Here is a 26,108-nt window from a genome sequence, read left to right on the forward strand (position 1 = left end):
TAAAGGCAAATTATGCTCCTTCCAATCGTTCCGGGTACATACTTATTCGTTCTCGCGCCAGACTTCGGCACCTAAATTGCGCAGGTTGCTTACGAGGTTATCATAACCGCGGTCTATATACTCCACGCCTGTCACTTCGGTAATCCCTTCCTCAACGGTGAGTCCGGCAATGACCAGAGCCGCACCTGCCCGTAAATCGGCAGCCTTCACCTTCGCGGCATTGAGCTTGCCGCCCTCAATAATTGCAGAACGCCCTTCGACGCGAATCTTGGCGCCCATACGGACTAATTCAGGGACATGCTTGAACCGGTTGCTGTATACGAAATCGCTCAAGACGCTAACGCCTTCCGCTTGAGTTAGCATACTTGTCATCGGAGATTGCAAATCGGTGGCGAAGCCGGGGTATATCAATGCTTTGACATCAGCATGCTGGTACTTGGCTCTGCCGATGACCCGGATACTCTCATCCAGCTCTTCTATATCTACTCCCATTTCCAGCAGCTTGGCAGTCAGCGCCTCCAGATGCTTGGGAATCACGTTATCTATCAGCACATTGCCACGCGTTGCCGCAGCGGCAATCATATATGTTCCCGCTTGAATTCGGTCAGGAATGATGGAATGGCGGCAACCATGCATTTCAGTTACGCCTTCAATCCGGATCGTTTCTGTACCGGCGCCTTTAATAACAGCGCCCATAGAGTTTAATAGGGTAGCTACATCTATAATCTCAGGCTCTTTAGCCGCATTTTCAATAATTGTAGAGCCTTTGGCACGTGAGGCCGCCAGCATAATATTTATTGTGGCTCCAACGCTGGATACATCCAGATAAATCTTGGCACCACGCAGTTCTTTGGCATACAAGTGAATAGAGCCATGATCGTTGGTTACAGTCGCACCAAGCGCTTCAAAGCCTTTGATATGCTGGTCAATCGGACGCGGCTCAAAATTACAGCCGCCGGGAAGACCAATCGTCGCCTCTTTGAATCTGCCGAGAAGCGCACCCATCATATAATAAGAAGCCCGGAGTTTCTTGACCGGTCCGTTAGGCATGGGAATGGATACGATACGGGAGGGATTAATTCTCATCTGGCTGCCGGTCCACGATACACTCGCGCCAAGCTCCTCCAGAATTTCGGAGTAAACGGCCACATCACTAAGAGCAGGCAGGTTATCCAGCACAACTTCAGATTCCGCCAAAATCGCCGCTGGAATAAGCGCAATTGCGCTATTCTTTGCTCCGCTGATGGTTACAACGCCCTCTAGCGGACGTCCGCCGCCAATCATTAATTTTTCCATAAATTTATCTGGTTCCCCCTACGTGTATTGCGGCTTGTTCTGGCAATACCAGCTGTGGCTTGTGGTGACATGGTGATTAGAAGAAGAAACGGCTGCGCCGCCCTAACTTAAGGACGGCACCCGTTTCTGAGGAAATCTGAAATGACTTTACCGGAAGGACACCGGCTATGCGGTGCACTCTTCTGATAAAGATATGCAGGCGGGACAACAGGAAATAACCTGTCCCGTTACGCGGCAGAGTTAAAATTACGCTTTGTTGCTGGATCCGAATTCACGGATTTTGCCAATAACGGTTTGTTTGATGGCTTCGCGGCCTGGTGCGATGAATGTACGCGGATCGTAAGCATCCGGTTTAGCAGCCAGAACTTCGCGGACTACTTTGGCAAACGCGATTTGGTTCTCTGTGTTTACGTTGATCTTGGAAGTACCCAGGGAGATGGACTTCTGAATGTCATGTACAGGAATACCAGTACCACCGTGAAGTACGAGCGGAAGGTTAACTGCATCACGAATTTCTTCCATTTCCTTGAATCCAAGGTTCGGTTCGCCCAGGTAAGGACCATGTACGGAACCCAGTGCCGGAGCCAATGTGTCGATGCCGGTTTCTTTAACGATGCGTACGCATTCGTTAAGGTCAGCGTATTGGATGCCGCCGATAACGTCATCTTCCTGTCCGCCTACAGTACCAACTTCAGCTTCTACAGAAACACCTTTAGCATGAGCATATTCAACGACCTTCTTGGTCATTTCAATGTTCTCGTCGATTGGGTGGTGGGAGCCGTCGATCATTACGGAAGTAAATCCGGCATCGATTGCATCCTTACATTTGTCAAAGCTTGAACCGTGGTCCAAGTGGATTGCTACAGGAACGGTAATTTTCATGTCATGAATAAGACCTTCAACCATCTTAACTACAGTGTAGAAGCCGCCCATGTGACGAGCTGCACCTTCGGATACGCCAAGGATTACTGGTGATTTCTCTTCTTCTGCTGCACCAAGAATCGCTTGAGTCCACTCCAGGTTATTGATGTTGAACTGGCCAACTGCATATTTTCCTTCAAGTGCTTTGGTTAACATGTCTGTCATAGATACTAATGGCATGGTTTCAATCCTCCTAAAATGTTTGAGTTGCTTATATAAGCCGACATCACATACAGGCCTATTATAGCACATCCTGTGTCAAATACTAAATAGGATACACAAAAAAATGTCCCGGTGGGACGATATTCAGCCAGCCCATATTCCTGCGGGACTTTCCCTCTTCAGCGTATCCATAACAGGACTTACCCAAACTGTTCATTTCTAAGCTAGCTGCATTGATCAACCGACTTATTGTGCAGATGCATATTAACGGCAACCCGCATCTCATCGATATCAAACGGCTTGGTGAAATGCATCAGGGCTCCCAGCTTGGTCGCTTCTTTGATCATGTCCAGTTCTCCGTAAGCCGTCATCATAATCACTTTGATCGCCGGGTTCAGCTCCTTCAAATGCTTGAGGATCTCCAGTCCGTCCATCCCCGGGATTTTCATATCGAGCAGAACCATATCCGGCGATTCGTTCTTGACGATCTCGAGTGCCAATTTTCCGTTAGCTGCCTGAAAGGTGGCATAACCTTCACTATTAAACACTTCCATGAGGAGAATCCGGATTCCATTCTGATCATCGACAATTAATACTTTCTTTTTTTCCATACGATACCCTCCCAGAATTTAAGGCAGATTGTCTATACCGCGCCCTCTCACAGCTAACGGCCCCGCTTCAACTTAGTCTATACGAAACCTATTATTCGTGCTTTGTAGCCAAAATCCTGCTAATTGGTTAAAATGCGTAAATCTATGCCATATAAAGGTGTATTTCCAGTTAAAAAGCGGTAGTACAGTCCCCTTGTAATTTGGGAGATATCATAAATGAGACCTATAACAAGAGAAAATAGAAGAATAAAGTTTAGTGTAAAATGTATATTTCCTTCATCTCCAAAAAAGAAAGCCCCCGTAAGGAGGCTCCCGCAGGACCGGAAGGCCCTGAAGATAATTATTACAGCTGTTCGGAATGGGTAAGCGATGCTTTGACAAATTCACGGAACAGCGGCTGCGGACGGTTCGGACGTGAAGTGAATTCCGGATGGAATTGCACGGACAGGAACCAAGGGTGACCCGGCAGCTCAACAATCTCAACCAGACGGCCGTCAGGGGAGGTTCCGGAGAAGACCAGACCTGCCTTCTCCATCTCATCGCGGTAAGCGTTATTGAACTCATACCGGTGACGGTGGCGTTCATAGACCAGTTCATCATCATAGCAGGACATCGCCAATGAACCAGGGGAAAGCTTGCAAGGATACAGTCCGAGGCGCATGGTGCCGCCCATATCCTCAATATCCTTCTGTTCAGGCAAGAGGTCAATCAGCGGATACGCGGTAGCCGGATCGATCTCGGAGCTGTTCGCACCGGTCATTCCGAGCACGGAACGGCCGTACTCAATCACAGACACCTGCATACCCAGGCAAATCCCGAAGAACGGAATGGACTGCTCACGCGCATAGCGGATAGCCGAAATCTTGCCTTCGATCCCGCGGTCGCCGAAGCCGCCCGGAACCAGAATGCCGCCGATGCCGCCCAGCAGCTCGTCCACATTCTCATCCGTAACCAGCTCTGCATCCACCCACCGGAGTTTCACTTCGGCATTGGAGGCAAATCCGGCATGCGACAGTGACTCTACAACGCTTAAATAAGCATCATGAAGCGCTACATATTTACCGACAATAGCGATCTCAACGGTACGTTCCAGCTTCTGAATCCGTTCCAGCATGCTCTCCCATTCACGCATATCCGGCGCAGGAGTAGTCAGCTTCAGGTGGTTGACTACAATCTCGTCCAAGCCTTCGTCGCGCAGGTTAAGCGGAACTTCATACAGGGTTGAAGCGTCGCGGCATTCCACAACGGCATTCTTATCAATATCGCAGAACAAAGCAAGCTTGGCCTTCATATCGTCGGTCAAAGGATACTCCGTACGGCACACGATCACATTCGGCTGAATTCCGATGCTGCGCAGCTCTTTTACACTGTGCTGTGTCGGCTTCGTCTTCACTTCGCCTGCAGCCTTGATGTAAGGAATCAGCGTAACATGAATGTACATGACATTCTCACGGCCGATGTCACTCTTGATCTGACGGATCGCTTCCATGAACGGCAAGCTCTCGATGTCCCCTACAGTACCGCCAATCTCCGTAATGACCACATCCGAACCGGTCTCACGGCCTGCGCGGAATACCCGTTCCTTGATTTCATTCGTAATATGCGGGATAACCTGAACGGTGCCGCCCAAATATTCCCCGCGGCGCTCTTTGCTGATAACGGAGGAATAAATTTTACCTGTGGTTACGTTGCTGTTCTTCGACAAATTGATATCAATAAACCGTTCATAATGCCCAAGGTCCAGGTCAGTCTCCGCACCATCATCGGTTACAAACACTTCCCCGTGCTGATAAGGACTCATAGTTCCAGGGTCTACGTTGATGTAAGGATCGAATTTCTGGATCGTTACTTTCAGACCTCTGTTCTTGAGCAGCCTGCCCAGCGAAGCGGCGGTGATGCCTTTGCCAAGGGACGACACAACGCCACCCGTTACAAAAATATACTTTGTCACTGTAAAACCCTCCTAAATAAAGTCCAGAAATTCAGGGGACGCTTGTTGTTTATCGTAACCCTTTTTTCCATCATCAAACCGGGGAACCCAAAAGTTGCTTCAGAACCGCCAAAACTTAAGACCAGAGTCCCCAGAATTACGGAAAACCGCAGTTTTTTGGCATTCAAGTAGAAACGGCTTTGCCGTCCTTTAAAGGACGGCACCGTTTCAGCGAGAAAGATAAGGAACATTGATTGCGCGAAGCATATTAATTCTTATCTTTTAAAAAAACAAAAAAGTGACACCCGTAGACCCGGGGCACTTTTTATTTTAGAAAACATATTAACTTTCATTATAAGCCCATGCAATAGTTTACTCTGACGGTCCTGCCCCTGTCAAGGGACGAATTACACCGCCGGAAAGACTATTCTAAAATTTCTCGTCCTCTTCCTCATCATCGGCTTCGTCTTCTTCGCCGTCTTCGGAATCTTCCTCATCCGCTTCGTCTTCGTCAATGTCATCTTCATCAATGACAACATCTTCGTCAACTTCCTCTTCGCTGTCGTCGTCAGAATAGAGGTCGTCGCGATCTTCATCAATCGCATCGAAATCCTCTTCCTCCGCAGCGTAATTCTCTTCTTCTTCGGCAAAGTCGTCATCTTCCAAATCGTCGTCCTCATCGTTGATGATACGTACGCGTTTGGTGTTGCCGACAGGATCATCGGAGCGTTCCAGCGGGTACCAGCGTTTCAGGCCCCAAAGGTTGGTTCCGACACAGGCAAAACGCCCGTCAATGTTAATCTCGGTATATAACTGTGCAATAGTATCTTGGCTCTCTTGATCGGTCATCCCGCGCAGCTTGGCTACCTCGACCATCAGATCACGGTAGTAGTAAGGCGTATTGGCTGCCTTAAGCACCAGGAAAGCCAGGTCGACCATCGGTATTTCTTTAACTTTCTCAGGGTCCAGCTTTAAATTGAGTGGCGTACTCACTAAAGGACACTTCCTCTCACGCATTGTTCACATTACAAATCATGCTTAATTCATGATATCCATTAACAAACCTAAGTAAAACCTATTTGCGTGCAAATTGCAAGTCTAATACACCCGCTTCTGCGGGAAAACGCAGGAGGGCTGATTATCCGTAACCTCTATGTAACCCAAATGATTCCCCTAAATTCAAAAAGGCGGAGGGAAACCCTCCGCACATGACTGTATCCACGCCAAGGATCGGCTCCTTACGGGATGTTGCAAAGGGGCCTTGCGGTTCCCTTCTGTTCATTTTATGTAATCCTCCGCCTTTTGACACGATGGGCAGCCCATTTCGCTAAAAAAGGGCAAGTTCCCATTCGGACGTCTGCCTCTTTTCATACTATATGGCAGCACGGCACCGAGGAGGGGACGGCGTAACTTATGGATTATTACGGATTTTGGCAGATGCTGCTTGAAGAGATTAAGGCTGCCCCCACAAATGCCCAGCGGCGTATTGTGACCTTCAACGATCCCCGCATGTATGCCGGAGCGCTATCCCAGTGGAAATCACTTAAGACCAAAACGCCGGGGCTGCGGCAGGTTCAGGTATCTACGCTGATCCGGGCCTTCTTCGTGCCCGCCGCCGGAGCAGGAAAGCTGATGGACCGTTATGCTGATTCCCTATGTATAGAAGAAGATCACCGGATTCAGGTTCACTCCGTGGCACCGGATAAAAGCGGTTCTGCCATGATGCCCTGGGGGGTCAAGTCGATTCACGCCCCGCAGGCCTGGTCCAAATCTACGGGAGTTCATGTGAAGATCGGCGTCATCGATACGGGCGTGGACTTCCGCCATCCCGATCTGAAGCATTCCCTCGCTTCCGGGGTCAATCTGCTGAACCGCGGTATGATGCCGCTCGATGACAATGGCCACGGCACACATATTGCCGGCACCCTGGCTGCAGCCGGAGGGACGCGCGGCATGATGGGCGTAGCCCCCAGGGCGCTGATCTATCCGGTCAAGGCTTTTGACCACAGCGGCTCTGCCTATGTTTCTGATATTGTCCTGGGCATCGATTGGTGCGTGCAGAACAAGATCGATATCATTAACATGAGCTTCGGGATGAAAAACAGAAGCAAAGCCCTGCATGATGTGGTGATCAAGGCCTACCGGGCCGGGATTGCCATCATCGCCTCCAGCGGCAACGACGGCAAGCGCGGCGGGGATTACCCCGCGCGCTATCCGGAGACTATTGCCGTAGGGGCCCTTGACAGAAGGCAGCGCGTCGCCGCCTTCAGCAACCGCGGACCGTATATCGACGTATACGGTCCGGGCGAGGGCATCCCCTCCTGCTGGCTGCGGGAGGGGTATAAAGAAATGAGCGGCACCTCTATGGCGACATCGCATGTCACCGGTGCCGCGGCCCTTCTGCTCGCGCTGCGGCCGGGGCTGTCGCCCCGCGAGCTGAAGCTGCTCCTGCGCCGCACAGCCTCGCCGGTGCGGCTGCGCAAGGGCCAGCGCCGCGCCTCCCTGGGCGGCGGCGCGGCCGATGCGCTGCGCCTGCTGCGCGCAGGCGCCCGGGCACGGCGCAGCAGCGGCAGCAGCAGCACCGCCAAAGCCGCAGCAGCGGCGAAGGCTTAGCATGCGGCGGTGATGCCGCCTCAGCCAGCAAGCCCATGCTAAAAAGCGCCGCCCCTGTTACCGGGGGCGGCGCTTTGCATCATGCTATGGTTACATCCGGTCCGGTGCGGTAACGCCAACCAGACGCAGGACGTTGGCAATCGTCGTCCGCGCCGCGCCCAGCAGGGCAAGACGGGCTACAGTCTGAGCGGCGTCCTCGGTGATTACGCGCTCTGCCTTGTAGTAGCTGTGGAACAGCGAAGCCAGATCATACACGTAACGGACCAGGCGGTGCGGTGCATAACCTTCGGCAGCAATCGTAATTTCCGCCGGCAGCTCACCGATTTTGCGAAGCAGGTCGTATTCATGAACAGCGGTCAGCTTGCTGTAGTCAATGTCGCCAGTATCCGGCAGCACAATGCCCTGCTCTTCCGCCTGGCGGAAAATGCTGCAAATGCGCGCATGTGCATACTGGACATAAAATACGGGGTTCTCATTAGATGTCGAAATCGCCAGATCCATGTCAAAGTCCAGATGAGAATCCATACTGCGCATCGTGAAGAAGTAACGGATGGCGTCAAGGCCAACTTCTTCCATCAGGTCTTCCATCGTTACGGCCTTGCCGGTACGCTTGGACATTTTGACCTTCTCGCCATTCTGGAACAGGCTGACCATTTGGGCAATCAGCACGACCAGCTTCTCGGGATCATTGCCCAGCGCCGACATGGCGGCCTTCATCCGCGGAATGTAGCCGTGGTGATCAGCTCCCCAGATGTTAATCATTTTGTCGTAGCCGCGGCCGTATTTGTCGCTATGGTAGGCAATATCCGGTGTGAGGTACGTGTATGTACCGTCATTCTTGATCAGCACGCGGTCTTTGTCGTCGCCGTATTTGGTGGTCTGCAGCCAGGTGGCGCCTTCTTCTTCATATACTTCACCGCGTTCCCGGAGCTCGTCAAGCGAACGCAGCACTTCACCGTTCTCGTACAGGGAGGTTTCGCTGAACCAGATATCGAAGTTGACCCGGAAACGGCTGAGGTCGCGTTTGATTTTGTCCAGTTCCTTGGCAAGACCATAGGTGCGGAAGAACGCAGCGCGGTCGCCCGGGGTCATTGCAAGCAGGGAGTCACCCTTCTCAGCAACCAGCTCTTTGGCGAAGCCTTTGATATCTTCCCCGTGATAGCCGTCCTCCGGCATCTCAGCCGGCTGGCCCAGCTCCTGCAGGTAACGGGTCTCGATCGATTTGCACAGATTGGCGACCTGGTTACCGGCGTCGTTAATATAGTACTCGCGCGTTACCTTGTAACCGGCGTAATCCAGCACGTTGCAGAGCGCATCCCCGACAGCTGCTCCGCGGGCATGGCCCAAGTGCAGGCTGCCTGTAGGATTCGCGCTGACGAATTCCACTTCCACCTTCTGCCCTTTACCGATCTCTACGCGGCCATAATCGTCACCCTGCTCGGCAACGAGGGCAATAACAGGATACAGATAGCTTTTGGATAACGTGAAGTTGATAAACCCCGGACCGGCAATTTCCGCCTTCTCAATAGAAGCGCTGCCGGTATCCAGGTGCTCGATAATGGCCTCAGCGATTTGCCGCGGATTGCGTTTGGCAATTTTGGTAAGCTGCATAGCGGCATTCGTAGCCATATCTCCATGCGCCTTGTCTTTGGGTACTTCCAGCACGATAGCCGGAAGCTCTTCCCGGGACACCAGGCCGGCAGCTACGATAGCCTCGGCAATAGCCTCTTTCACCCGTTCATTGGCTAGCTGAAGCGGATTTAAACTTTGTGTCATGATTGTGGTTCCTCCTGTATATTCAAACTTATAGCGAACTGTCCTGATAACTCATCATAAACGTACAAGTCGTACTCCCATGTAACCGCAAGCTTCCTTCCGGCGCGTATGATGTTGAGCTTCCGGGTATCGGTGATGAGATTAAACTGTGTATAAGGCGAGCGGTAGAACCCCGGCAGACGCTGGCCCGGCTCAAAGGATTGCTCCGACTGGACACCGCCATGGCGGATTAGCTTGATTCCACTGTCCGAAATCTTCAGGGTGTTGCGCACAGAAACTTCACCGCCCTGAGGGCCTGGCTGCGTTTCTTCATAGCGGATATACAGGAATTGCCCTTTCATAATGGCTTCCCCTGCGCTTTGCACCACACTCCGCTCACCGCCCTGCACGCTTTCCAGCGTTACGCTAACGGCATATTTGCCTTGCTGTCCTTCAGTCATTGCACGTTCCTCACTTATTCATACTAATATTCATTAAGGTCATATTCGCTTTCCCATTGTACACTATATCCTGATCCGGAAGAGTAGTTCAATGGCTATTTCTCCGGCAAAAATAATTACAGCGGCAGCAGCGCCAAGTGCTCTCTGCTTCTAAGCTGCTCCACCATGGAGGTCCACGACTCCGGCTTATCTTCCAGCACTGCGTAATAACGGGTCAGAAAATCAGCAACGAGCGGCGCCCCGATCTCCTCCAGCTCTTCATTTCCGGGCATAAAGCATAGATCCAGACCGGATACCGCCTCCCCGTCACCCTGCCAGGAAGGATGGACATACGGAAAATCGATCCGCTTATACCCCAGATGCGACAGCACTTCGCGGCGCACAAACGGGTCCATCGGCTTAATCCCCCCGAAGTCATGCTCTACCCGGTAAGGATCATAAATCTCGGCGAACATTCCGAACAGCTCCCTGCCATTGTCAGCCGCCAGCTTCTGCAGATCCTTCAGCCGGTGCTGTGCCAGAAAGCGGCCTACGCCCAGCCCCTCCCGGCCAATTATAGTGAAATCGGTCATCGCCACATTCCAGTCCGCATAGTAACGGTATTCCGTGGTGCCGACAACTGTACCTTCATGCACTGCGGTGAACACACGAATGCCGGGATCCTCCAAGGGTTCCTTCCATAAGCTGTATTCCAGCACTTCCTCGGGTGGAAATACTTCGGACAGCAGCTGATGTACTTGTCTGAACAAAGGATCGGCTACATTTGTAATCCTTCTATATTCCATAGTAAGGGCTCTCCTCCAATACCGGTTGTAGTTACTATTATAGAAACTTTTAGAGAAACTTATAGAAAAGGATTCCGCCATTCCATAAGCGCTGCGTAATTTCCCGATTCCTCATCTTCCAGATAATCCGCTACAACGCCGACCGGTACACGCCCGCAGCGCAGCAGAAAAGTAATGACCGGATCAGACCAGCTACCGGCCACTACTCCGGCCAGATACGCTTCCGCCGGCATCCGGGCGGCCATTAGATGATAGCCCGGCATCCGCCCGGCTCCCAGCAGCCGTTCCAGCTTCTGCTCCACTACAGCATGATACAACGCCTGTACCAGCTCCTTGCCCAGTCCAAGCTTGCGGTATTTGGGGCGGACACACAGATCGGCAATATACAGCGTATTCCCATTTTGCTGATGTGTAGTGAGATACCCGTCATCCGTAACTTCCGACCAGGTATGATGAAGGGCCGGTGTCTCCGGATCATAATGGATTTTGAGTCCCGTTACCGAGCCGGCCAGTTCTCCGTTCACCTCTGCACACAGTGCCCCTTCCGGGAAAAGCGTTACATGATTCAGCAGCTGTTCCCGGTTCCACCACAGCTCTGCAGGATAGGGCGGCGGAAAGGCTTCGGACTGAATCGTGACCAGTTCCGCGAAATCGGCCTCCGTATAGCTGCGGATTACCGCAGGCACCGGGGTTTTACCTTCAAAAGCGTAGAAGCTCTTGTAATACATTCCCTTTCTTCCCCCTTAGGTCCAGTCCGTGTACAGATCTGTCCGGCGGTCGCGCCACGTAGTTACAGATCCGTGCTCACGGACGCGGTACAGCAGCTCCAGATCCAGATCGGCAGTGATGATCATATCCCCGCCTATTTCCCCCTCGGCCAGCAGGCCCTGCGGAGGGAAGGGAATATCATTAGGCGTAATGACTGCCGCTTGCCCAAAATTGGCGCGCATCAGATCCACGGTAGGCAGCGAGCCCACAGTGCCTGTCAGTACAACGTATACCTGATTCTCAATGGCACGGGCATGGCTCGTATACCTCACCCGGTGGAAGCCATGACGGTCATCTGTACAGGAAGGGCAGAAGATCACATCCGCACCCTTGGCCCGGGCCATGCGTACAATCTCCGGAAATTCGATATCATAGCAGGTTAGCATGGCAATGGTCCCTTTGTCTGTCTGGAATACCTCCAGTCCTTCACCAGCGCCCATATTCCAGCCCTCAACTTCAGCTGGTGTGATATGAAGCTTGGCCTGCTCGGCAATTCTTCCGTCCGGGTAAAACAGGTGAACTACATTATAGAGCTTATCGTTCCGGCGCAGCACATGGGTGCCCCCGATAATATGTACAGCATATTTCCTGGCATAGCCGGAGAACATCTCCCGGTAACGTTCTGTGAACTGCGGCAGATCCTCTATACCGAGCGCTTCTCCCTGTTCATTGCCTATGGACATCAGCTGTGTCGTCAGAAATTCAGGGAACAGGATGAATTCAGCTCCGTACTCCCCGGCAGTCCTTATATAGTGCTCGCACCGGGCGGCAAACTCCGCGAAGGAGGAAATGGTATGCAAATGATATTGTACAGCGGATACGCGAATAGCCATGGCGGCAATCCTCCTATACGTGATATGGCGTGCATTCATAAAGTAACTAAAATTTTACCATAACAGATCACAAAATCACACAGAATGGAGATGCTGCGTGCCGCCGCATGAATATCTCCTCTATTCCTTCCCCATAATGGAGAATACCAGCAGAGACGCCTCCGCCCACTTATTAAGTGGTAACCCGGCCGTTTCTGCATGAAATAGAAGGAGCCTGATGTTATGCCGCGCGATTCTACTGCACCCAAAGTCCCGAAACGCCGCCTCCGCCGGCTCTTCCGGCTGATGCTCTTCTCTGTCCTGCTGTTCCTGGCGGGCGCCGGAGTCCTGCTTGGGTTCCTATATCAGAAACCGCTACCTCCTCTAGGGGATGATATCCGCTCCAGACTGCTTGACTCCAGGGGCAATGTACTGACTACCTTCACTACTGACGGACGCAGCCGTGATCCTGTGGAACTTAAACAAATCTCTCCGCTGCTCATCAAGGCCACTCTGGCTGTAGAGGACCGTAAGTTCTATAGTCATGCCGGCTTTGACCTCAAAGGAATGGGCAGAGCGGTGCTCGCCAACCTGCAGGCAGGAGGGCGTACGCAAGGGGCCAGTACACTAACCCAGCAGCTTGCGCGTAATTTGTACCTGACCCATGAGAAAACTTGGACCCGCAAGAGCAAGGAGGCTCTCTACACCCTCCAGCTGGAGATGAAATACAGCAAAGACGAGATTCTGAACATGTATCTAAATGAAATCTATTATGGTCACGGCGCCTATGGTATTGAAGCCGCTGCCCAAATGTACTTCGGCAAACCAGCCGCTGACCTGGATCTGGCGGAGAGCGCACTGCTGGCCGGAGTTCCCAAAGGCCCCACCTATTACTCGCCCTACACGCACCTGGATAGTGCTGTTAAGCGGCAGGGTATCATTCTGGCAGCCATGGTCGATGTAGGGGATATCACGGAATCGCAGGCGGAGGCCGCCGCCAGGGAGAAGCTGACCTTCAAGCCGCAGGGGCAGAAGGATACCACTGTAGCCGCTCCTTATTTCCGCGATTACGTGCGCAGCCTCGTTATAGACAGTCTTCATATCAGCAGTGACGAACTGGATCAGGGCGGGCTGAATGTCTACACGACACTTGATCCGGATATGCAGCGGGCTGCGGAAGAGGCCGTGGATCAGGGAATGGACCATAGTAGCGAGCTGGAAACTGCCCTGGTGTCCATTGACCCCCGTACCGGCTATGTGAAGGCCATGGTTGGAGGGACCAATTACCGTTCGAGCGCGTATAATCATGCCCTGGCTACCACACGCCAGCCCGGTTCTTCTTTTAAACCGATTATGTATTTATCCGCGCTGTCTTCCAAGGAGATGACAGGGTTGTCTGTCTTCAACAGCCAGCCGACACTGTTCCACTATGACAACAACCGCAAAACCTATCAGCCCCGCAACTTCGGCGATAAGTATCTCGGTGAGATCAACATGAAGCAGGCGATTGCCGCTTCCGACAATATTTATGCCGTAAATACAATTATGAAGATTGGCGCGGACAAGGTGGCCGCTATGGCTGCTGCTATGGGAATCAACAGTCCGCTGCAAAGTGTCCCGTCTCTGGCGCTCGGCACTTCCCCTGTCAGTCCGCTGGAGATGGCTTCCGCCTTCGCAGTTATCGGCAATGGCGGAGTTAAGCAGCCTGTTACCGCAATTCTGAAAATTACAGATGCGGGCGGACACCTTCTATATGAAGCTCCGCAGCCTCAAGGGCAGTCTGTGGTAGAACCGGCCGCCGCTTATGTGCTGACCCGGCTGATGGAAGGCGTATTTGAGAGCGGAGGAACGGGTAACCGCGTAGCCTCGATGATCAAACGCCCGGTCGCCGGCAAAACAGGCACTACCGACACAGACGGCTGGATGGTGGGCTTCACTCCTGAGCTCTCTACTGCGGTCTGGGTAGGTTACGACAAGGGCCGGGATATTGCCACCGCTGATGGAAGACGTGCAGCGCCTATCTTTGCGCAGTTTACGGAAAAAGCGCTGGAGAATGTACCGCCGAAGATTTTCCCGATTCCCGATGGCGTGGTCAGCGTATATATCAATCCACAGTCCGGCAAGCTGGCTACAGCAGCCTGTCCGGAGAAGGAGCTTACGACCTTCATCAGCGGCACTGAGCCTACTGAGTACTGCGACCAGCATGCCGCCTCCGGCACCGATGCTCCCCCGGATGGGAGCAACCCTGAGATTGCCGAGCCTGTCAAGGAGGACCATTCGCTATGGAATGACATCAAACGCTGGTGGATGAACTGATCCGGCATTGCTGCCGCCGGAGACTTGCGTTACGATGGGATGAGCCCGGCAAGGCGCTCTCTTAAGCGTTAGTCCGCCGCAGGAAGGTGTCAACCATTCATGAAGCTGAATTCTTCAGGCGAACCGGACCATTGCGCCCCGCAGCGGCTGCTTCCGCCTGAACTCTATGCGCTTGCGGCAGTAGAGGCAGCTCCGCGCCTCCTGGGCCAGCATCTCGTCCGGCGCACCGAAGACGGTGATATCCGCTGCCGTATTGTTGAGACTGAAGGCTACGGCGGCGCTGAAGACAAAGGGAGTCATGCCTACGGAGGGCGGCGGACAACCCGTACAGAAGTAATGTTCAGTGCCGGAGGCGCTACGTATGTATACCTGATCTACGGGATGCACTATTGCTTCAATGTGGTTACCGCTGCTGAAGACGAACCGCATGCGGTCCTGATCCGTGCAGTGGAGCCGCTTACCGCCAGGGACGCGGAGCTTATGGCTGCATACCGGGGAATTGCTGTCCGGAAGCCTTCGGATCTGTCCGGCGGCCCGGGCAAGCTGTGCCGGGCACTGAGGATAGACAAAAGCCTCAACATGGCCAGGCTTGATCTCCGCGGGGGGCCAATATGGCTGGAGCAAGGTGAAGCCCCGGAATCTCTGGATATTGTCCAGGCTCCGCGCATCAATATTCCCTATGCAGAAGAATACGCGCTGAAGCCTTGGCGTTTCTATCTCCGGGGCAATCCCTATGTCTCGGTCAGCAGCACGGATGCGCAGCCGGTTATCCTCACCTGAAGATAGTTTCATTCCGCTGTTTCGGCTGTGCTAATTTGGGTAAAAAATAGAGAACCCTAATAAACCTCTCCCTTGGGATTACCCGAAGGGAGAGGTTTTATATTTTTTCGGCCCCGTACCCTCTCCTGCGCCGTAAAACGGGCTATTTCCCGTATAAGCGACAAGAAACAACATAATTTGTATGCGCTTTCCCCGTTCTCTAAACTTACAATTACTGCTATAATCAGAGATATCCACAAAAAATATAAAGATGTAAATGAGGGACATGGGATGAAAGATACAGGCATGATCCGGAGTTTAGACAGTCTTGGTAGAATTGTGGTTCCCGTAGAAATCCGCATGACACGAAATATTGACATTGGGGATCCCATCGAGTTTTTTATTCTGAATGAGGAAATTATCGTCCTCAGAAAGTACACCTCCACAGAATGCACATTTTGCAGAAGCCTTGATCATGTAACCTACTATAAAGATCAATTCATTTGCAATACCTGCCTCAAAGAGCTGAGCGACCCCGGGCGCGGATCTGAAGAGATCACAATCTCTCCGGGCCCTGCAGAGGAGAACGCCGAACCTGTCCGCAGTGGACGGAGAACGAAGACGGAGGAAATGAGCCAGCGTCTGGAGAAAGCGATGGAGGACCACCCCTATGCCAACCAGAAGGAGCTTGCCGAGGTGCTCGGAATCAGCCAGGCCAGAGTAAGCCAGTTGAAGCGCAAGCTAAATACTGCCGGCAGAGTGACTCCGTAGCAGCGCATATCCCATCATCTTATACATAAGGCTTGGCCCTCTGCTAACAGAGAGCCAAGCCTTGTTTTTTGATATGCATGTTCGTTCAGCTTACTACTCCGACAATGCCGCTTTCAGCTCGTCAGGCGAAGCGGCCCACCACTCTTCATTATGGGCGATCAGCAATGATTTCAGCGCATTCCGCTCCGTAGACCCAAGTCCCTCCACAATAATCTTCCGTTTCAGGGCTGCATCCAGCTTATTGACATGATCGGCAAGAATCTTCCAGCCCCGGCGGGCTTCGGAATCAATCCACATCTCACAGGCGGTAATTCCGCCGTAGAACTGGCCCTCCGGTGTACGGTCCACAGCAACCCAGACCACCCAGACCTGTCTTCCTTCCGGTACATCCTCACGGTTCACGGAGAACTTAATCCCCTTCTCCACTTTGCTCTTGGCATGCATGGCACCGATATCGATAACGGCGATACCTTGATCAATAATAACAGGCGATACATTACCCAGATCAATGGAGCCTGCCCCGAAGCCTTTATGCTTACTCTTGGCATTCACAATATTCAAGGCAATCTGCTTTTTGCCCTCTGGTTGTACGTTATCCACAAGTGCACATCCTTTCCATTCACTAATTATTTAATTTTAGCTAATAATGCGCCGATTGCAAACATATACATCCCGTAGATGCTTGTCACGGGAGGAATCACAGTATGAAGCCACATTCATTAAGGTATACCCTCATCTTCGCAGCTCTGGCTGTTCTCACCTTGCTTGGAGGCGGAATATGGTTTCTTTCAGGGCACAGCCCTGCCGTATGGACTGCCTCTGCCCCAAAAGAGGCCAAGTCCCCCGCCGTCCTGCCGCAGCAGCAAATTGTGCAGTCCACTCTTCCGGAGATTACTCCGCCTCCGGTGTCGGAGGTTTTAAGCCAGCGTGTGGTGGAATACCACATGGATGTTCAGCTGCTGGCCGATACGGGAACCTTAGCAGCTTCCGAAACGGTGACCTGGATCCATCCGGGCAAAAAACCGGTCCAAGAGCTCTATTTTCACCTTTACCCCAATGCATTCGCTTCCGGCAATACAACCTTTATGAAGGAATCCGGAGGAACGCTCCGGGGCGACTCCATGCCTGCGGGCGGATACGGCAGCCTGACGCTGACGGATCTGCGGACCTCCGAGGGGATTTCGCTAATGCAGCGCACCCAGTATGTGCAGCCTGACGACGGCAATGTGAATGACAAGACCCTGCTTAAGGTCCACCTGCCCCAGCCGGTAAACGGTGGTGAGAGCGTAACACTCAAACTCCAGTTTGAGGTCAAGCTGCCGAAAATATTCGCCCGTATGGGAACCGCCGGCAACTTCGTCATGGCCGGCCAGTGGTTTCCCAAGCTCAGCGTCTACGAGCCTGCTGGCACAAGGGGAGTACAGGAGGAAGGCTGGAATCTGCATCAGTACCATGGCACATCTGAGTTCTACAGTGACTTCGGTATTTACAATGTAACCATCTCCGTCCCGTCCGATTACAAGGTTGCCGCCACCGGATTTCCGGTGAAGAACGCGCGGCTGGTACAGGACCGCAAAATCTATCAGTTCTACGCAGATGATGTTCATGACTTCGCCTGGGCGGCATCGCCGGATTTTGTGGTTGCCGAGAAGGCCTTCTCCGCGCCGCAGGTGCCCGGAGTAAAGATCAAGCTCTATCTGGACCCGCTGCATAAGAATCTTCAGGAGCGCTACTTCCAGGCCGCAGAGGCTGCCCTGACCGCCTTCAGCAAGTGGTATGGCCCGTATCCTTACTCCACCTTATCCATTGTAGTCCCGCCTGAATCTGGCAATGGGGCCGGGGGGATGGAATATCCGACGCTGATCACTGCCTTCGGTGCTGCCGAGGCATCGCCCGGCACTTCGCTTGAACGGACCGTGATCCATGAGATCGGTCACCAGTATTTCTATGGCATGGTCGCCAGCAATGAATTCGAGGAGGCGTGGCTGGACGAGAGCTTCACCTCATATGCCGAAGACCGGCTGATGGAGCAGGAATATGGCGTTGCCTCAAGCCTCCCGCTGCAGTCCAGTCTGGTCTCCTCCTCGCAGCCGCTCAATCTGGAGACGTGGAAATACACCGGAGATGATGCCTACACACGCAATGTCTATATCCGGGGCAAGCTGGTGCTCCGTGACATCGAACGGTTAGCAGGAGCCAAGAACATGGATGCCATTCTCGCTGCTTATGCCCGTAAATACCGCTTCAAGCATCCCTCAACCGCTGACTTCCAGAAGATTGTGGAGAAAGTAACCAAGCAATCCTGGCAGACTTATTTTGACCAGTATGTCTACAGCGGCGGAGCCCCTGATTTTGCAGTAGACGACATCAGGCTCACGGCTAAACGGGACGGCGGCAACGGAGCGGGGATTCAATATGATGCTGTAGTTGAGGTAAGCAACAAGGGCAGCCATTATGGGGATGTTCCTGTAAAATTTATTTTCTCGGACGGGTACTCGGTTCAGCAATACTGGAACGGCGAAGGGAAGACAACATCGTTTGAATTATCGTATAAAGCACCTCTGGTCTCCGCCGAGATTGATCCGGGACATTCCATACTGCTGGAGAGCAAGCATCTCAATAATTTCAGAATGGCGGAGCTTGAGCACAATACTCTTTCCCGCTGGACGCTCAGTGCGACGACACTGCTTGAAACCCTGCTCGGAACTCTTGTCTGGTGAGGTGAAGGATTGTGAAAATTTCGATAACCCGCGGTTGGCACAGCATGAAAGAGCAATTTTATATCCTGATTCTGCTATTTATCTACCGGCTGTTCTGGGGCTACTTCATGTACAAATTCATTAAAAGCGCCGTCGTTCCGGTACTGCTGCGCTATCCGGATGCGAATGCCGGCGGCAGTAGCATAGGCAGGCTGCTGTATTATATTGAAGGGCAGGCTGCGCTGCACACGGACCCGGACGTCCGGCAATGGCTATGGCTGCTCCTGGCACTGACTCTGTTGCGGCTGCTGCTCTCCCCCTTTATCCGGGCGGGCCTGCTGCACGAGCTTCACCAGGAACGTGCCGGGGAGCGCGGACTGTTCTTTTTTCCCGGGATGAAGCGTTATGGTCTGCCTGTACTGCTGTTCAGTCTCGTTGAATGGGCGCTGGCCCTTCTGCCGCTCTATTGGCTGCTGCCGAAGATGTACCGTCTGCTTCTGAACGGCATTCTCGATTATCCGCTGCTGCTGACGCTCGTGCCTTATGTGCTGGGCTGGCTCGTCTACCTCTTCCTTATCCGCAAGCTGCTGCTGTATATGCAGTTCGGTTATACCGCCGGCACGGGCATGTTCACTTCGCTGCTGGTCTGTCTGAAGGTGCTTCTCCACTCCATCGGGATATCCGTCATTATAGGCGCAGGAAGTCTGCTGACGCTGATCCTCTGCAGCGCTGCAGCGCTCTTCTGCCCCGGCCTCCCGGCCCTGCTCCTGCGCCAGGCAGCTCCACTGCCGTCCACCCTATTCAAAATGTGGGGCATAGCCGCGCAGTATCATCTCTGGTCCAGTAAATCATTCCCACAATAATCGGCCGCCAAAACGGCATACTAAAAGAGTCATCGCCCCTCTGGTGAGGTGCATGACTCTTTTTTGTTTACAGCTGCGACAAGTTGATTTGCAAAACTGTAAATCCTCTGGTACAATGATGCCTGTACTACTAGTAACAAATTTGTAATCTTTCAAATGGAATTAAGCAGCTATGTAACCGAAGCCTTTAACCTTATGTCGATATGTCACTATTCTGGTGCACAAAACGCCGAATTCCCTGCACCGGGGAGTGGGGGAACCATATTTTGGGTGAATTGATCTCGCTTTAGAGGGGTCATAGGGGAACCTTCTACCGAATCCTTAAGCTAACCTCGCAGGCCTTGGAAGGAGTACATCTTTTGAGAAGTCAGAATTTTAAGAAGAAATGCACCGCAGCAGCGCTGGGTCTTGTGATGGTATTCACACTTGGAGCGGGCAGCGCTTTCGCAGATTCCAAAATGGATACTGTGATCTCAAAAACCATTGGAACGTCATATAAAACCGGGGGCACCAGCACCAGCGGCTTTGATTGTTCCGGATTCACCAAATATGTATTCAAGAGTATCGGCCTTACCCTGCCGCGCACCTCTAAGGCACAGTTCAGCGTTGGAACAGCCGTATCCAAGAGTAATTTGCGTTCCGGTGATTTGGTATTCTTCAATACCCTGGGCAACGGAGTTTCCCATGTCGGTATTTATGTCGGCAATGGAAAATTCGCACAATCCTCCTCTTCGCGTGGTGTAACCATCAGTTCGCTGAGTCAGGCATACTGGGCCAACCGCTACGTTGGCGCTAAAAGAGTGATGAGCACAACAGCCTACCAAGCTGTCGCTTACGATTGAACCCTTGAACATTTCCTCGAATATTCGTACCTCTAACAACTAAATGTAACTTATACGAGCCCGGTTTTGATTATTGCCGTAATCATTCCCGGGTTTTTCCTTTTCCTTATTCTACCTTTTACACTCATCTGCAGGCCCTGAAACACCTTTTTATCCCAAATCCAAAGAAAAATTCATCAATAGCTCACCTGCTGCGTAAATATGAGTCTTTCTATGCAGCTATAACTCTAAAAAACGCAAAAAAAATGCATTAATATGTTATAAGTGATTGCCAAGCGCCCTAGTCTTTGCTACAATTATCGCAGTGAGCTTTTAGTAACATTTTTGTAATTATTGAATCGCTTTTAACAAAGGTTTTGTCATGTATTGAATAACAGCTAATCCTAATCAACAGTCGTGCCGAGTTCCCTAAAGATTTAGGGAAACGGGGGAACCAACTTTGGGTGAATTGACCTCCTATTCTAAGAGGGGTCATAGGGGACCTTCAACCGAACCCTTAAGCTAACCTCGTAGGCATTTGGAAGGGGTATTTACTTTTGAAGAAGAAGCTAGCAGCCGCAGTACTAAGCTTTTCCATCATCTTCACCATTGGAGCAGGAAGCGCTTTCGCGGATTCCAAAATGGATAAAGTTATCGACAAAGCCATCGGGACCAAATACGTATCCGGCGGTGTATCCACGAACGGTTTTGATTGCTCCGGATTTACAATGTATGTTTTTGATAAGATCGGAATTAACCTGCCCCACCAATCCGGCTCCCAATATGAGATGGGCACTGCTGTATCCCGCGATGAAATGAGACCGGGCGATCTTGTATTTTTCAATACAAGCGGCAAAGGCATTTCTCATGTCGGTATTTATGTTGGTGACGGTGAGTTCGCACATGCTTCTTCCTCGCGTGGTGTAACCATCAGTTCGCTGAGTGACAGCTACTACGTCAACCGCTACGTTGGCGCCAAACGGATTATGAGTACAGATGCTTACAAGACTGTGGCTGCGGATTCCGAAGAGAATGACGATGTGCAATAATTTGTCCTAAATATAAGCGCTTTTCCAGGATTTTTGCCGAAATCTTGGAGGAGGGCTTATTTTTTTGTCTATAAAATTACTTACCCCGCTCTATATTTGTAAAACACCAATTTCGCTCTTTCATAAAATATTTATTGGCGTTTGTCAAGTTCCGGTCTTTCTGCAAGGTTTTTGCGTCGAATCCGGCTCGTTTTGTATATAATATTTATAGAATGAAGTAATGTTCCATTGAAAGGAGGCCTCCGCTTATGATAAGTTCCCCGGTAACTTTTTATGTTGTTCCTATGGAGTCGCGGCATGCTGCTGAGATCTGTGAGTGGAACTACAGGCCCCCGTATAATATTTACGGCTGGATGCCCTGGGAGCAGATGCAGGCGCTCGGTGTTGAATTCGGTGATCCGCAGCTGCGCAGCGAGCAATACGTTTCCGTTGTGAATGGACAGGGAATCCTGTGCGGCTTCGCCCAGCTGTTCCCTATGGAGGGTGTAGTCCGGCTTGGAATCGGCATGCGGCCCGATCTGTGCGGTCATGGCATGGGACATCTGTTCATGAAGGCCATCGTTCAGGCGGCTTTGCAGCGTTATCCGGAACGGGAGATCGATTTGGAGGTACTGACCTGGAATCAGCGGGCCATCCGTGCTTACCAGAAATGCGGATTTACCATAACGGATACTTATGAACGCAGAACCCCAACTGGCGATAAGCCATTTTATTGTATGGTCTATGAGAAATAGCATTCCACTTCTGTATGTTTGCAATTTTCCCAGGAGTTTCGTTCATTTTTTTGACACAAATACTATGATAACGCTTCACCATCCGGTATAATGAAGGAAGCAGCTTACATGGAGGGACGGATGCAGATGCAGAAATGGATCATGAGCGGTTTGTTTTTTGCCGCCTGTGCCTTTGCCGTGGTCTTAATGTTTACCCTGCCCGGCAAAGCCGAGGTGGCTGAAGAGAACAAACCTACAATGCCTGAGGTTGTGCTGGACGCAACCAGCGCGGAGGCCCTGGTGAAAGCCAACTGCATCACCTGCCACGGGGATCAGCTTCAGGGCGGTGTAGGGCCGAACCTGCAGCAGGAGGGCGCACAGCATGACGCGGCGCAGATTTACAGCATTGTGACCAAAGGCCGCGGGCAGATGCCTTCCTTCAAAGACAAACTAGCCCCTGAGGAAATTGCGAATGTCGCGTTATGGCTGGCCGAGAAGAAATAATAACATGCCCAAAGCAAAATGCCCGCTGCAAAGGATACCCTGGTATCCCTGCACGGGCATTTTTATGGATCAGGCGGTACTGTCATTTCCATAAGGATCCTGTCCTCTAACGGTTTTTCTCAAAAGCCTCGTTAATTTCATTAGCCTGGCGTATATCCAGCTTCTCCACATCTGCAGGCAGACGCAGGATAACGGTCTTGTAGTCAATGGTGATATGCGGGTGATGGTCGAACGCTTCCGAAATCGCAGCAACCTCATCCACAAAAGCAATTCCCTTCATATATTCATTGAACATATATTTGCGCACCATAATATCCTCTTCCAGTTTCCAGCCTTCCAGCTTGCCGATCTGCTCCCGCAGTTCTTCCTCTGTAAATGGCAATTTGTTTCCTCCCTTGCTTAATTAGCTATATCACAGCAGTCCTGTCTTTCAAATAAAACATCCCTCAGCTTCTTAAAGTCCAAGGGATGTGCCGGGCCAAAGATTTTTTTCGATTTAATGTATTCTTAAATCCCGGCGAATAGTACTTCTCATCCCAATTTTAACATGGGCTGATGCCTGGGACAAATTCCGGCTCCGCAGCTGCTTCCGGTCTACACCAGAACGACCGATGCCAAATCCTCGTCGCCGAGCAGAATATTGATGCGGTGCGTTTCTTTATCGTACATTACAACCCCGCTTCCGACCTGAATCACCGGCTCATTGCCCAGTGCGTAGAACAGATCCTCCGCAAGCGCCTCCCAGACCTCCAGCTTCGACTCCTCCGGCAGGTTCTCCCACTCCTCAGGCTCCATTTCGAAAAAAATATACCCGTCGGAAATCCGTCCGACTGCGCCTGTCAGTTCAACCAGAATTTCACTGTAATCTCTGCCATGCTTAACTCCCACGTCAATCACTCCGTTTTCTTCGCTGATGAATAATAACTTACCTTATCCATTATAGCCGAAAAAATCACTTCACAAAAAAGGGAATGCTGTCGATAAATAAGAATATACGTGATTTGGTTACGTGCAGAGTGTCCTCCCGCGGTTCAAGGATGATAAACGCGGTATAGTCGGATCACTTCTTAATTCTCATGGACGAGGTGCATAAATGGAAATTTCAACAATACTAGGACTGGTTTTTGGTCTGATCGCAGTAGTCTGGGGGATGGTACTCAAGCATGCTCCGCTTGAAAGCTTAAACAATCCCGCCGCCTATGTAATTATCTTTCTTGGTACGGCCGCCTCAATCTTCATGGCCTTTCCCATGTCGGAAGTCAAGAATTTCCCTAAGCTGCTGAAGATCCTATTTGTGAAGAAAAAGATGGTCGGCAAGCCCGAACTGATTACAATGTTCATGGAATGGGCATCCATCACCCGCCGTGAAGGACTGCTTGCATTGGAATCGAATGTCGATGAAATCGAAGATAATTTCCTTAGAAACGGTATGCGGATGATTATCGACGGCAATGACCAGGAATTTGTCCGCGATGTATTAATGGAAGATATTCACGCTACAGAAGATAGACATAAAGCCGGCGCCTTAATCTTCTCCCAGGCCGGGATGTACGCACCTACACTGGGGGTACTCGGGGCTGTTATCGGGCTGATTGCCGCCTTGGGGGATATGAGCAATATGGATGTCCTGGCCCACGCGATTGCCGGAGCCTTCATCGCTACTCTGCTGGGGATATTCACCGGTTATGTAATGTGGCACCCTATGGCCAACAAGTTAAAACGAATTTCCAAACGCGAGATTGAAGTCCGCCTGATGATGGTAGAAGGTCTGTTGTCTATCCAGTCGGGGGTCTCCACCATTGCTATCAATCAGAAGCTTTCCGTCTTCCTTACTCCGTCCGAACGGGCCAAGCTGAGTGAGAAGGAGGGCGCCTCGAATGAGCAAAAAGACTAGGCATGAGGAGCACGAAGAGCATGCCGATGAATCCTGGCTACTGCCCTATTCCGATCTGATGACCCTGCTGGTTGCTCTATTCCTGGTTATGTATGCCATGAGTGCTACGGACGCCCAGAAGTTTGAGCAAATGGCCCAGGCGTTCAATTCAGCGCTCAGCGGCGGTGGCGGCGTACTGGAATTCCGCTCGGATTCACCTACGAGTACTCAACTTGACCAAGGCAATAAGGATAAAATGAATAGTGTTATAGATAAAAATACAGGCACCGCCGAGATCTCCAAACTTCGTGCCAAAGAACAGGAGGATCTGGAGAAGCTTAAGGAGCAATTCGATCAGTACATCAAGAATAACGGAATGACTGATCTGCTCAGTACGAAGCTGAATCAGTCCCAGTTAATGATTACGATCAGCGACAACGCCTTATTTGCTTCGGGACAGGCTATGGTCAAGGATGACTCCCGTCAGCTGGCCAAGTCAATCTCGACGATGCTGCAGCAGTTTCCCGATTATGATATATTAGTGCAGGGACATACGGATAATATTCCTATCTCCAATAGCAGCTACTCCTCCAACTGGGATCTTAGCGTGGCCCGTGCCCTTCAATTCATGAAAATCCTGCTGCTTAACCCCAATCTGGACCCGGTCAAGTTCAGCCCGATCGGATACGGGGAATATCATCCCATCGCTGAGAATACGACTGCCGCCGGACGCGCCAAGAACCGTCGTGTAGAAGTCTCCGTTCTCCGCAAATACAAAGATGCAACAACAGAAACTACTGATGTTGCCGCTCCCGGTAAATAATGCGAATATATTATAGCTTATTAAGTAATAAGAGCTGTTCCCGGGCCATTATTCGGCCTTCAGGAACAGCTCTTTGTTTGATTGCTTATTATTTAAAGCTTATTGCAGCTCATAGTTCAGCATAGCTCCAAGCTCCTGCTTCTCCTGCGGTGACAGATCACGCCATTCCCCGGTCTGCAGGGCGCCCAGCCGGATATTCATTACCCGGATGCGCTGCAGACGCCGCACTTCATAGCCAAACGCGCTGCACATGCGGCGGATCTGCCGGTTCTTGCCCTCGGTAAGAATAATCCGGAATACCCGCTCACTGATCCGTGTTACCTCACAAGGGAGCGTTCTGCTGCCCAGAATCTTCACCCCGGTGGCCATGCCCGTAAGGAAAGATTGCGTGACTGGCCTGTCCACGGTAACTACATACTCCTTCTCATGTCTGCCTTCAGCACGCAATATTTTGTTCACAATGTCCCCGTCATTCGTCAGCAGAATTAATCCCTCAGAATCCTTGTCGAGCCGTCCGATAGGGAAAATACGTTCTTCATGTCCGATGAAATCAACTATATTCCCCTGAATATGGCCTTCTGTAGTAGATGTGATGCCTACCGGCTTATTAAGTGCGATGTAAACGATCCTGCTGCCTGTTTCCAGGCGTTTGCCGTCGATCAGCACCGTATCTCCAGCTTCTGCCTGACTGCCCAGCAGAGCGGTCTCACCGTTGATGGTGACTCTTCCCCCTTCCACCAGCTTGTCTGCTTCACGGCGCGAACAGTACCCTGTCTCACTGATGAACTTATTAATTCTCATGT

The 26,108-nt window shown here is 51.5% G+C and carries 26 protein-coding genes and 2 riboswitches; of the genes, 12 read left to right on the top strand and 14 right to left on the bottom strand.

Features of this window, described 5'->3' with window-relative positions; translation table 11 throughout:
• Positions 1-42 precede the first annotated feature (42 nt).
• The 5 genes from NYE33_RS03580 to rpoE form a co-directional block, all read right to left on the bottom strand.
• The gene (locus NYE33_RS03580) at positions 43-1,296 is read right to left on the bottom strand and encodes a UDP-N-acetylglucosamine 1-carboxyvinyltransferase (RefSeq protein WP_039309636.1); all 1,254 of its coding nucleotides are present in this window, start codon (positions 1,294-1,296) and stop codon (positions 43-45) included.
• Positions 1,297-1,542: 246 nt separating this feature from the next.
• A complete protein-coding gene (gene fba / locus NYE33_RS03585) occupies positions 1,543-2,397 on the bottom strand; it encodes a class II fructose-1,6-bisphosphate aldolase (RefSeq protein ID WP_039309634.1) in 855 nt (284 codons plus the stop codon).
• Between the two features lie 206 nt (positions 2,398-2,603).
• Complete coding sequence (locus NYE33_RS03590; RefSeq protein WP_042132729.1) at positions 2,604-2,990, bottom strand: response regulator; 387 nt, start codon at positions 2,988-2,990, stop codon at positions 2,604-2,606.
• 343 nt (positions 2,991-3,333) lie between these two features.
• Positions 3,334-4,941, bottom strand: a complete 1,608-nt coding sequence (locus NYE33_RS03595) for a CTP synthase (protein WP_039309630.1) — start codon at positions 4,939-4,941, stop codon at positions 3,334-3,336.
• A 408-nt stretch (positions 4,942-5,349) separates the two neighbouring features.
• The gene (gene rpoE / locus NYE33_RS03600; protein ID WP_039309628.1) at positions 5,350-5,913 is read right to left on the bottom strand and encodes a DNA-directed RNA polymerase subunit delta; all 564 of its coding nucleotides are present in this window, start codon (positions 5,911-5,913) and stop codon (positions 5,350-5,352) included.
• Positions 5,914-6,333: 420 nt separating this feature from the next.
• Here rpoE and NYE33_RS03605 point away from each other — a divergent pair, with 420 nt between their 5' ends.
• Positions 6,334-7,533, top strand: a complete 1,200-nt coding sequence (locus NYE33_RS03605) for a S8 family peptidase (protein WP_042132728.1) — start codon at positions 6,334-6,336, stop codon at positions 7,531-7,533.
• A gap of 90 nt (positions 7,534-7,623) precedes the next feature.
• On the opposite strand, the gene argS is transcribed toward NYE33_RS03605, so the two are convergent.
• From argS to NYE33_RS03630, 5 genes are all read right to left on the bottom strand, one after another.
• The gene (argS, locus tag NYE33_RS03610) at positions 7,624-9,309 is read right to left on the bottom strand and encodes an arginine--tRNA ligase (RefSeq protein ID WP_076248762.1); all 1,686 of its coding nucleotides are present in this window, start codon (positions 9,307-9,309) and stop codon (positions 7,624-7,626) included.
• The gene (locus tag NYE33_RS03615; RefSeq protein WP_042132726.1) at positions 9,306-9,749 is read right to left on the bottom strand and encodes a DUF1934 domain-containing protein; all 444 of its coding nucleotides are present in this window, start codon (positions 9,747-9,749) and stop codon (positions 9,306-9,308) included. The genes argS and NYE33_RS03615 overlap by 4 nt, the downstream gene beginning before the upstream one ends.
• 116 nt (positions 9,750-9,865) lie before the next feature.
• Complete coding sequence (locus NYE33_RS03620; RefSeq protein ID WP_341064794.1) at positions 9,866-10,534, bottom strand: GNAT family N-acetyltransferase; 669 nt, start codon at positions 10,532-10,534, stop codon at positions 9,866-9,868.
• Positions 10,535-10,593: 59 nt separating this feature from the next.
• Entirely contained in the window at positions 10,594-11,262 is a 669-nt protein-coding gene (locus NYE33_RS03625; protein ID WP_076248767.1) for a GNAT family N-acetyltransferase, read from the bottom strand.
• Positions 11,263-11,277: 15 nt separating this feature from the next.
• Positions 11,278-12,135, bottom strand: a complete 858-nt coding sequence (locus NYE33_RS03630) for a carbon-nitrogen hydrolase family protein (protein WP_341064797.1) — start codon at positions 12,133-12,135, stop codon at positions 11,278-11,280.
• A gap of 222 nt (positions 12,136-12,357) precedes the next feature.
• Between NYE33_RS03630 and NYE33_RS03635 the strand changes: the two genes are divergently transcribed.
• The 3 genes from NYE33_RS03635 to NYE33_RS03645 all read left to right on the top strand — a co-directional run bounded on the left by NYE33_RS03635 (position 12,358) and on the right by NYE33_RS03645 (position 15,960).
• Positions 12,358-14,430 (top strand): transglycosylase domain-containing protein, encoded by a 2,073-nt coding sequence (locus NYE33_RS03635; protein WP_076248768.1) that lies wholly within the window; start codon positions 12,358-12,360, stop codon positions 14,428-14,430.
• Between the two features lie 99 nt (positions 14,431-14,529).
• On the top strand, positions 14,530-15,210 hold the full coding sequence (locus NYE33_RS03640; RefSeq protein ID WP_336101548.1) for a DNA-3-methyladenine glycosylase: 681 nt from the start codon (positions 14,530-14,532) through the stop codon (positions 15,208-15,210).
• A gap of 270 nt (positions 15,211-15,480) precedes the next feature.
• Entirely contained in the window at positions 15,481-15,960 is a 480-nt protein-coding gene (locus NYE33_RS03645) for an AbrB/MazE/SpoVT family DNA-binding domain-containing protein (protein ID WP_039303876.1), read from the top strand.
• Positions 15,961-16,053: 93 nt separating this feature from the next.
• Here NYE33_RS03645 and NYE33_RS03650 read toward each other — a convergent pair whose 3' ends face one another.
• Positions 16,054-16,560: a YwhD family protein gene (locus NYE33_RS03650; protein ID WP_042132720.1), complete on the bottom strand. Its 507-nt coding sequence runs from the start codon at positions 16,558-16,560 to the stop codon at positions 16,054-16,056.
• Positions 16,561-16,664: 104 nt separating this feature from the next.
• Here NYE33_RS03650 and NYE33_RS03655 point away from each other — a divergent pair, with 104 nt between their 5' ends.
• From NYE33_RS03655 to NYE33_RS03680, 6 genes are all read left to right on the top strand, one after another.
• Positions 16,665-18,680 (top strand): M1 family metallopeptidase, encoded by a 2,016-nt coding sequence (locus NYE33_RS03655; RefSeq protein WP_341064800.1) that lies wholly within the window; start codon positions 16,665-16,667, stop codon positions 18,678-18,680.
• 44 nt (positions 18,681-18,724) lie between these two features.
• A complete protein-coding gene (locus NYE33_RS03660; protein WP_341064802.1) occupies positions 18,725-19,522 on the top strand; it encodes a hypothetical protein in 798 nt (265 codons plus the stop codon).
• Positions 19,523-19,739: 217 nt separating this feature from the next.
• Positions 19,740-19,878: riboswitch (cyclic di-AMP (ydaO/yuaA leader) on the top strand.
• Between the two features lie 57 nt (positions 19,879-19,935).
• Complete coding sequence (locus tag NYE33_RS03665) at positions 19,936-20,364, top strand: C40 family peptidase (protein ID WP_341068584.1); 429 nt, start codon at positions 19,936-19,938, stop codon at positions 20,362-20,364.
• Positions 20,365-20,751: 387 nt separating this feature from the next.
• A riboswitch (cyclic di-AMP (ydaO/yuaA leader) is annotated at positions 20,752-20,895 on the top strand.
• A 5-nt stretch (positions 20,896-20,900) separates the two neighbouring features.
• A complete protein-coding gene (locus NYE33_RS03670) occupies positions 20,901-21,392 on the top strand; it encodes a C40 family peptidase (RefSeq protein WP_042132718.1) in 492 nt (163 codons plus the stop codon).
• A gap of 248 nt (positions 21,393-21,640) precedes the next feature.
• A complete protein-coding gene (locus tag NYE33_RS03675) occupies positions 21,641-22,126 on the top strand; it encodes a GNAT family N-acetyltransferase (RefSeq protein ID WP_042132717.1) in 486 nt (161 codons plus the stop codon).
• 126 nt (positions 22,127-22,252) lie between these two features.
• On the top strand, positions 22,253-22,609 hold the full coding sequence (locus NYE33_RS03680) for a c-type cytochrome (protein WP_039303895.1): 357 nt from the start codon (positions 22,253-22,255) through the stop codon (positions 22,607-22,609).
• Positions 22,610-22,715: 106 nt separating this feature from the next.
• Here NYE33_RS03680 and NYE33_RS03685 read toward each other — a convergent pair whose 3' ends face one another.
• Both NYE33_RS03685 and NYE33_RS03690 read right to left on the bottom strand, forming a co-directional pair.
• Entirely contained in the window at positions 22,716-22,991 is a 276-nt protein-coding gene (locus tag NYE33_RS03685; RefSeq protein ID WP_042132716.1) for a 4a-hydroxytetrahydrobiopterin dehydratase, read from the bottom strand.
• 212 nt (positions 22,992-23,203) lie between these two features.
• Positions 23,204-23,497: a hypothetical protein gene (locus tag NYE33_RS03690; RefSeq protein ID WP_336101544.1), complete on the bottom strand. Its 294-nt coding sequence runs from the start codon at positions 23,495-23,497 to the stop codon at positions 23,204-23,206.
• Positions 23,498-23,702: 205 nt separating this feature from the next.
• Between NYE33_RS03690 and motA the strand changes: the two genes are divergently transcribed.
• Both motA and motB read left to right on the top strand, forming a co-directional pair.
• Positions 23,703-24,503 carry a flagellar motor stator protein MotA gene (gene motA, locus NYE33_RS03695; RefSeq protein ID WP_039303855.1) on the top strand — a complete coding sequence of 267 codons (801 nt, stop codon included), beginning with the start codon at positions 23,703-23,705 and terminating at the stop codon, positions 24,501-24,503.
• Positions 24,487-25,305: a flagellar motor protein MotB gene (gene motB, locus NYE33_RS03700; protein WP_042132714.1), complete on the top strand. Its 819-nt coding sequence runs from the start codon at positions 24,487-24,489 to the stop codon at positions 25,303-25,305. The genes motA and motB overlap by 17 nt, the downstream gene beginning before the upstream one ends.
• Before the next feature lie 99 nt (positions 25,306-25,404).
• Here motB and rluF read toward each other — a convergent pair whose 3' ends face one another.
• A complete protein-coding gene (gene rluF / locus NYE33_RS03705) occupies positions 25,405-26,106 on the bottom strand; it encodes a 23S rRNA pseudouridine(2604) synthase RluF (RefSeq protein ID WP_042132713.1) in 702 nt (233 codons plus the stop codon).
• Positions 26,107-26,108: the final 2 nt, after the last annotated feature.

Source organism: Paenibacillus sp. FSL R10-2199 (assembly GCF_038000235.1).
GTDB classification, from domain to species: domain Bacteria; phylum Bacillota; class Bacilli; order Paenibacillales; family Paenibacillaceae; genus Paenibacillus_AQ; species Paenibacillus_AQ phytohabitans.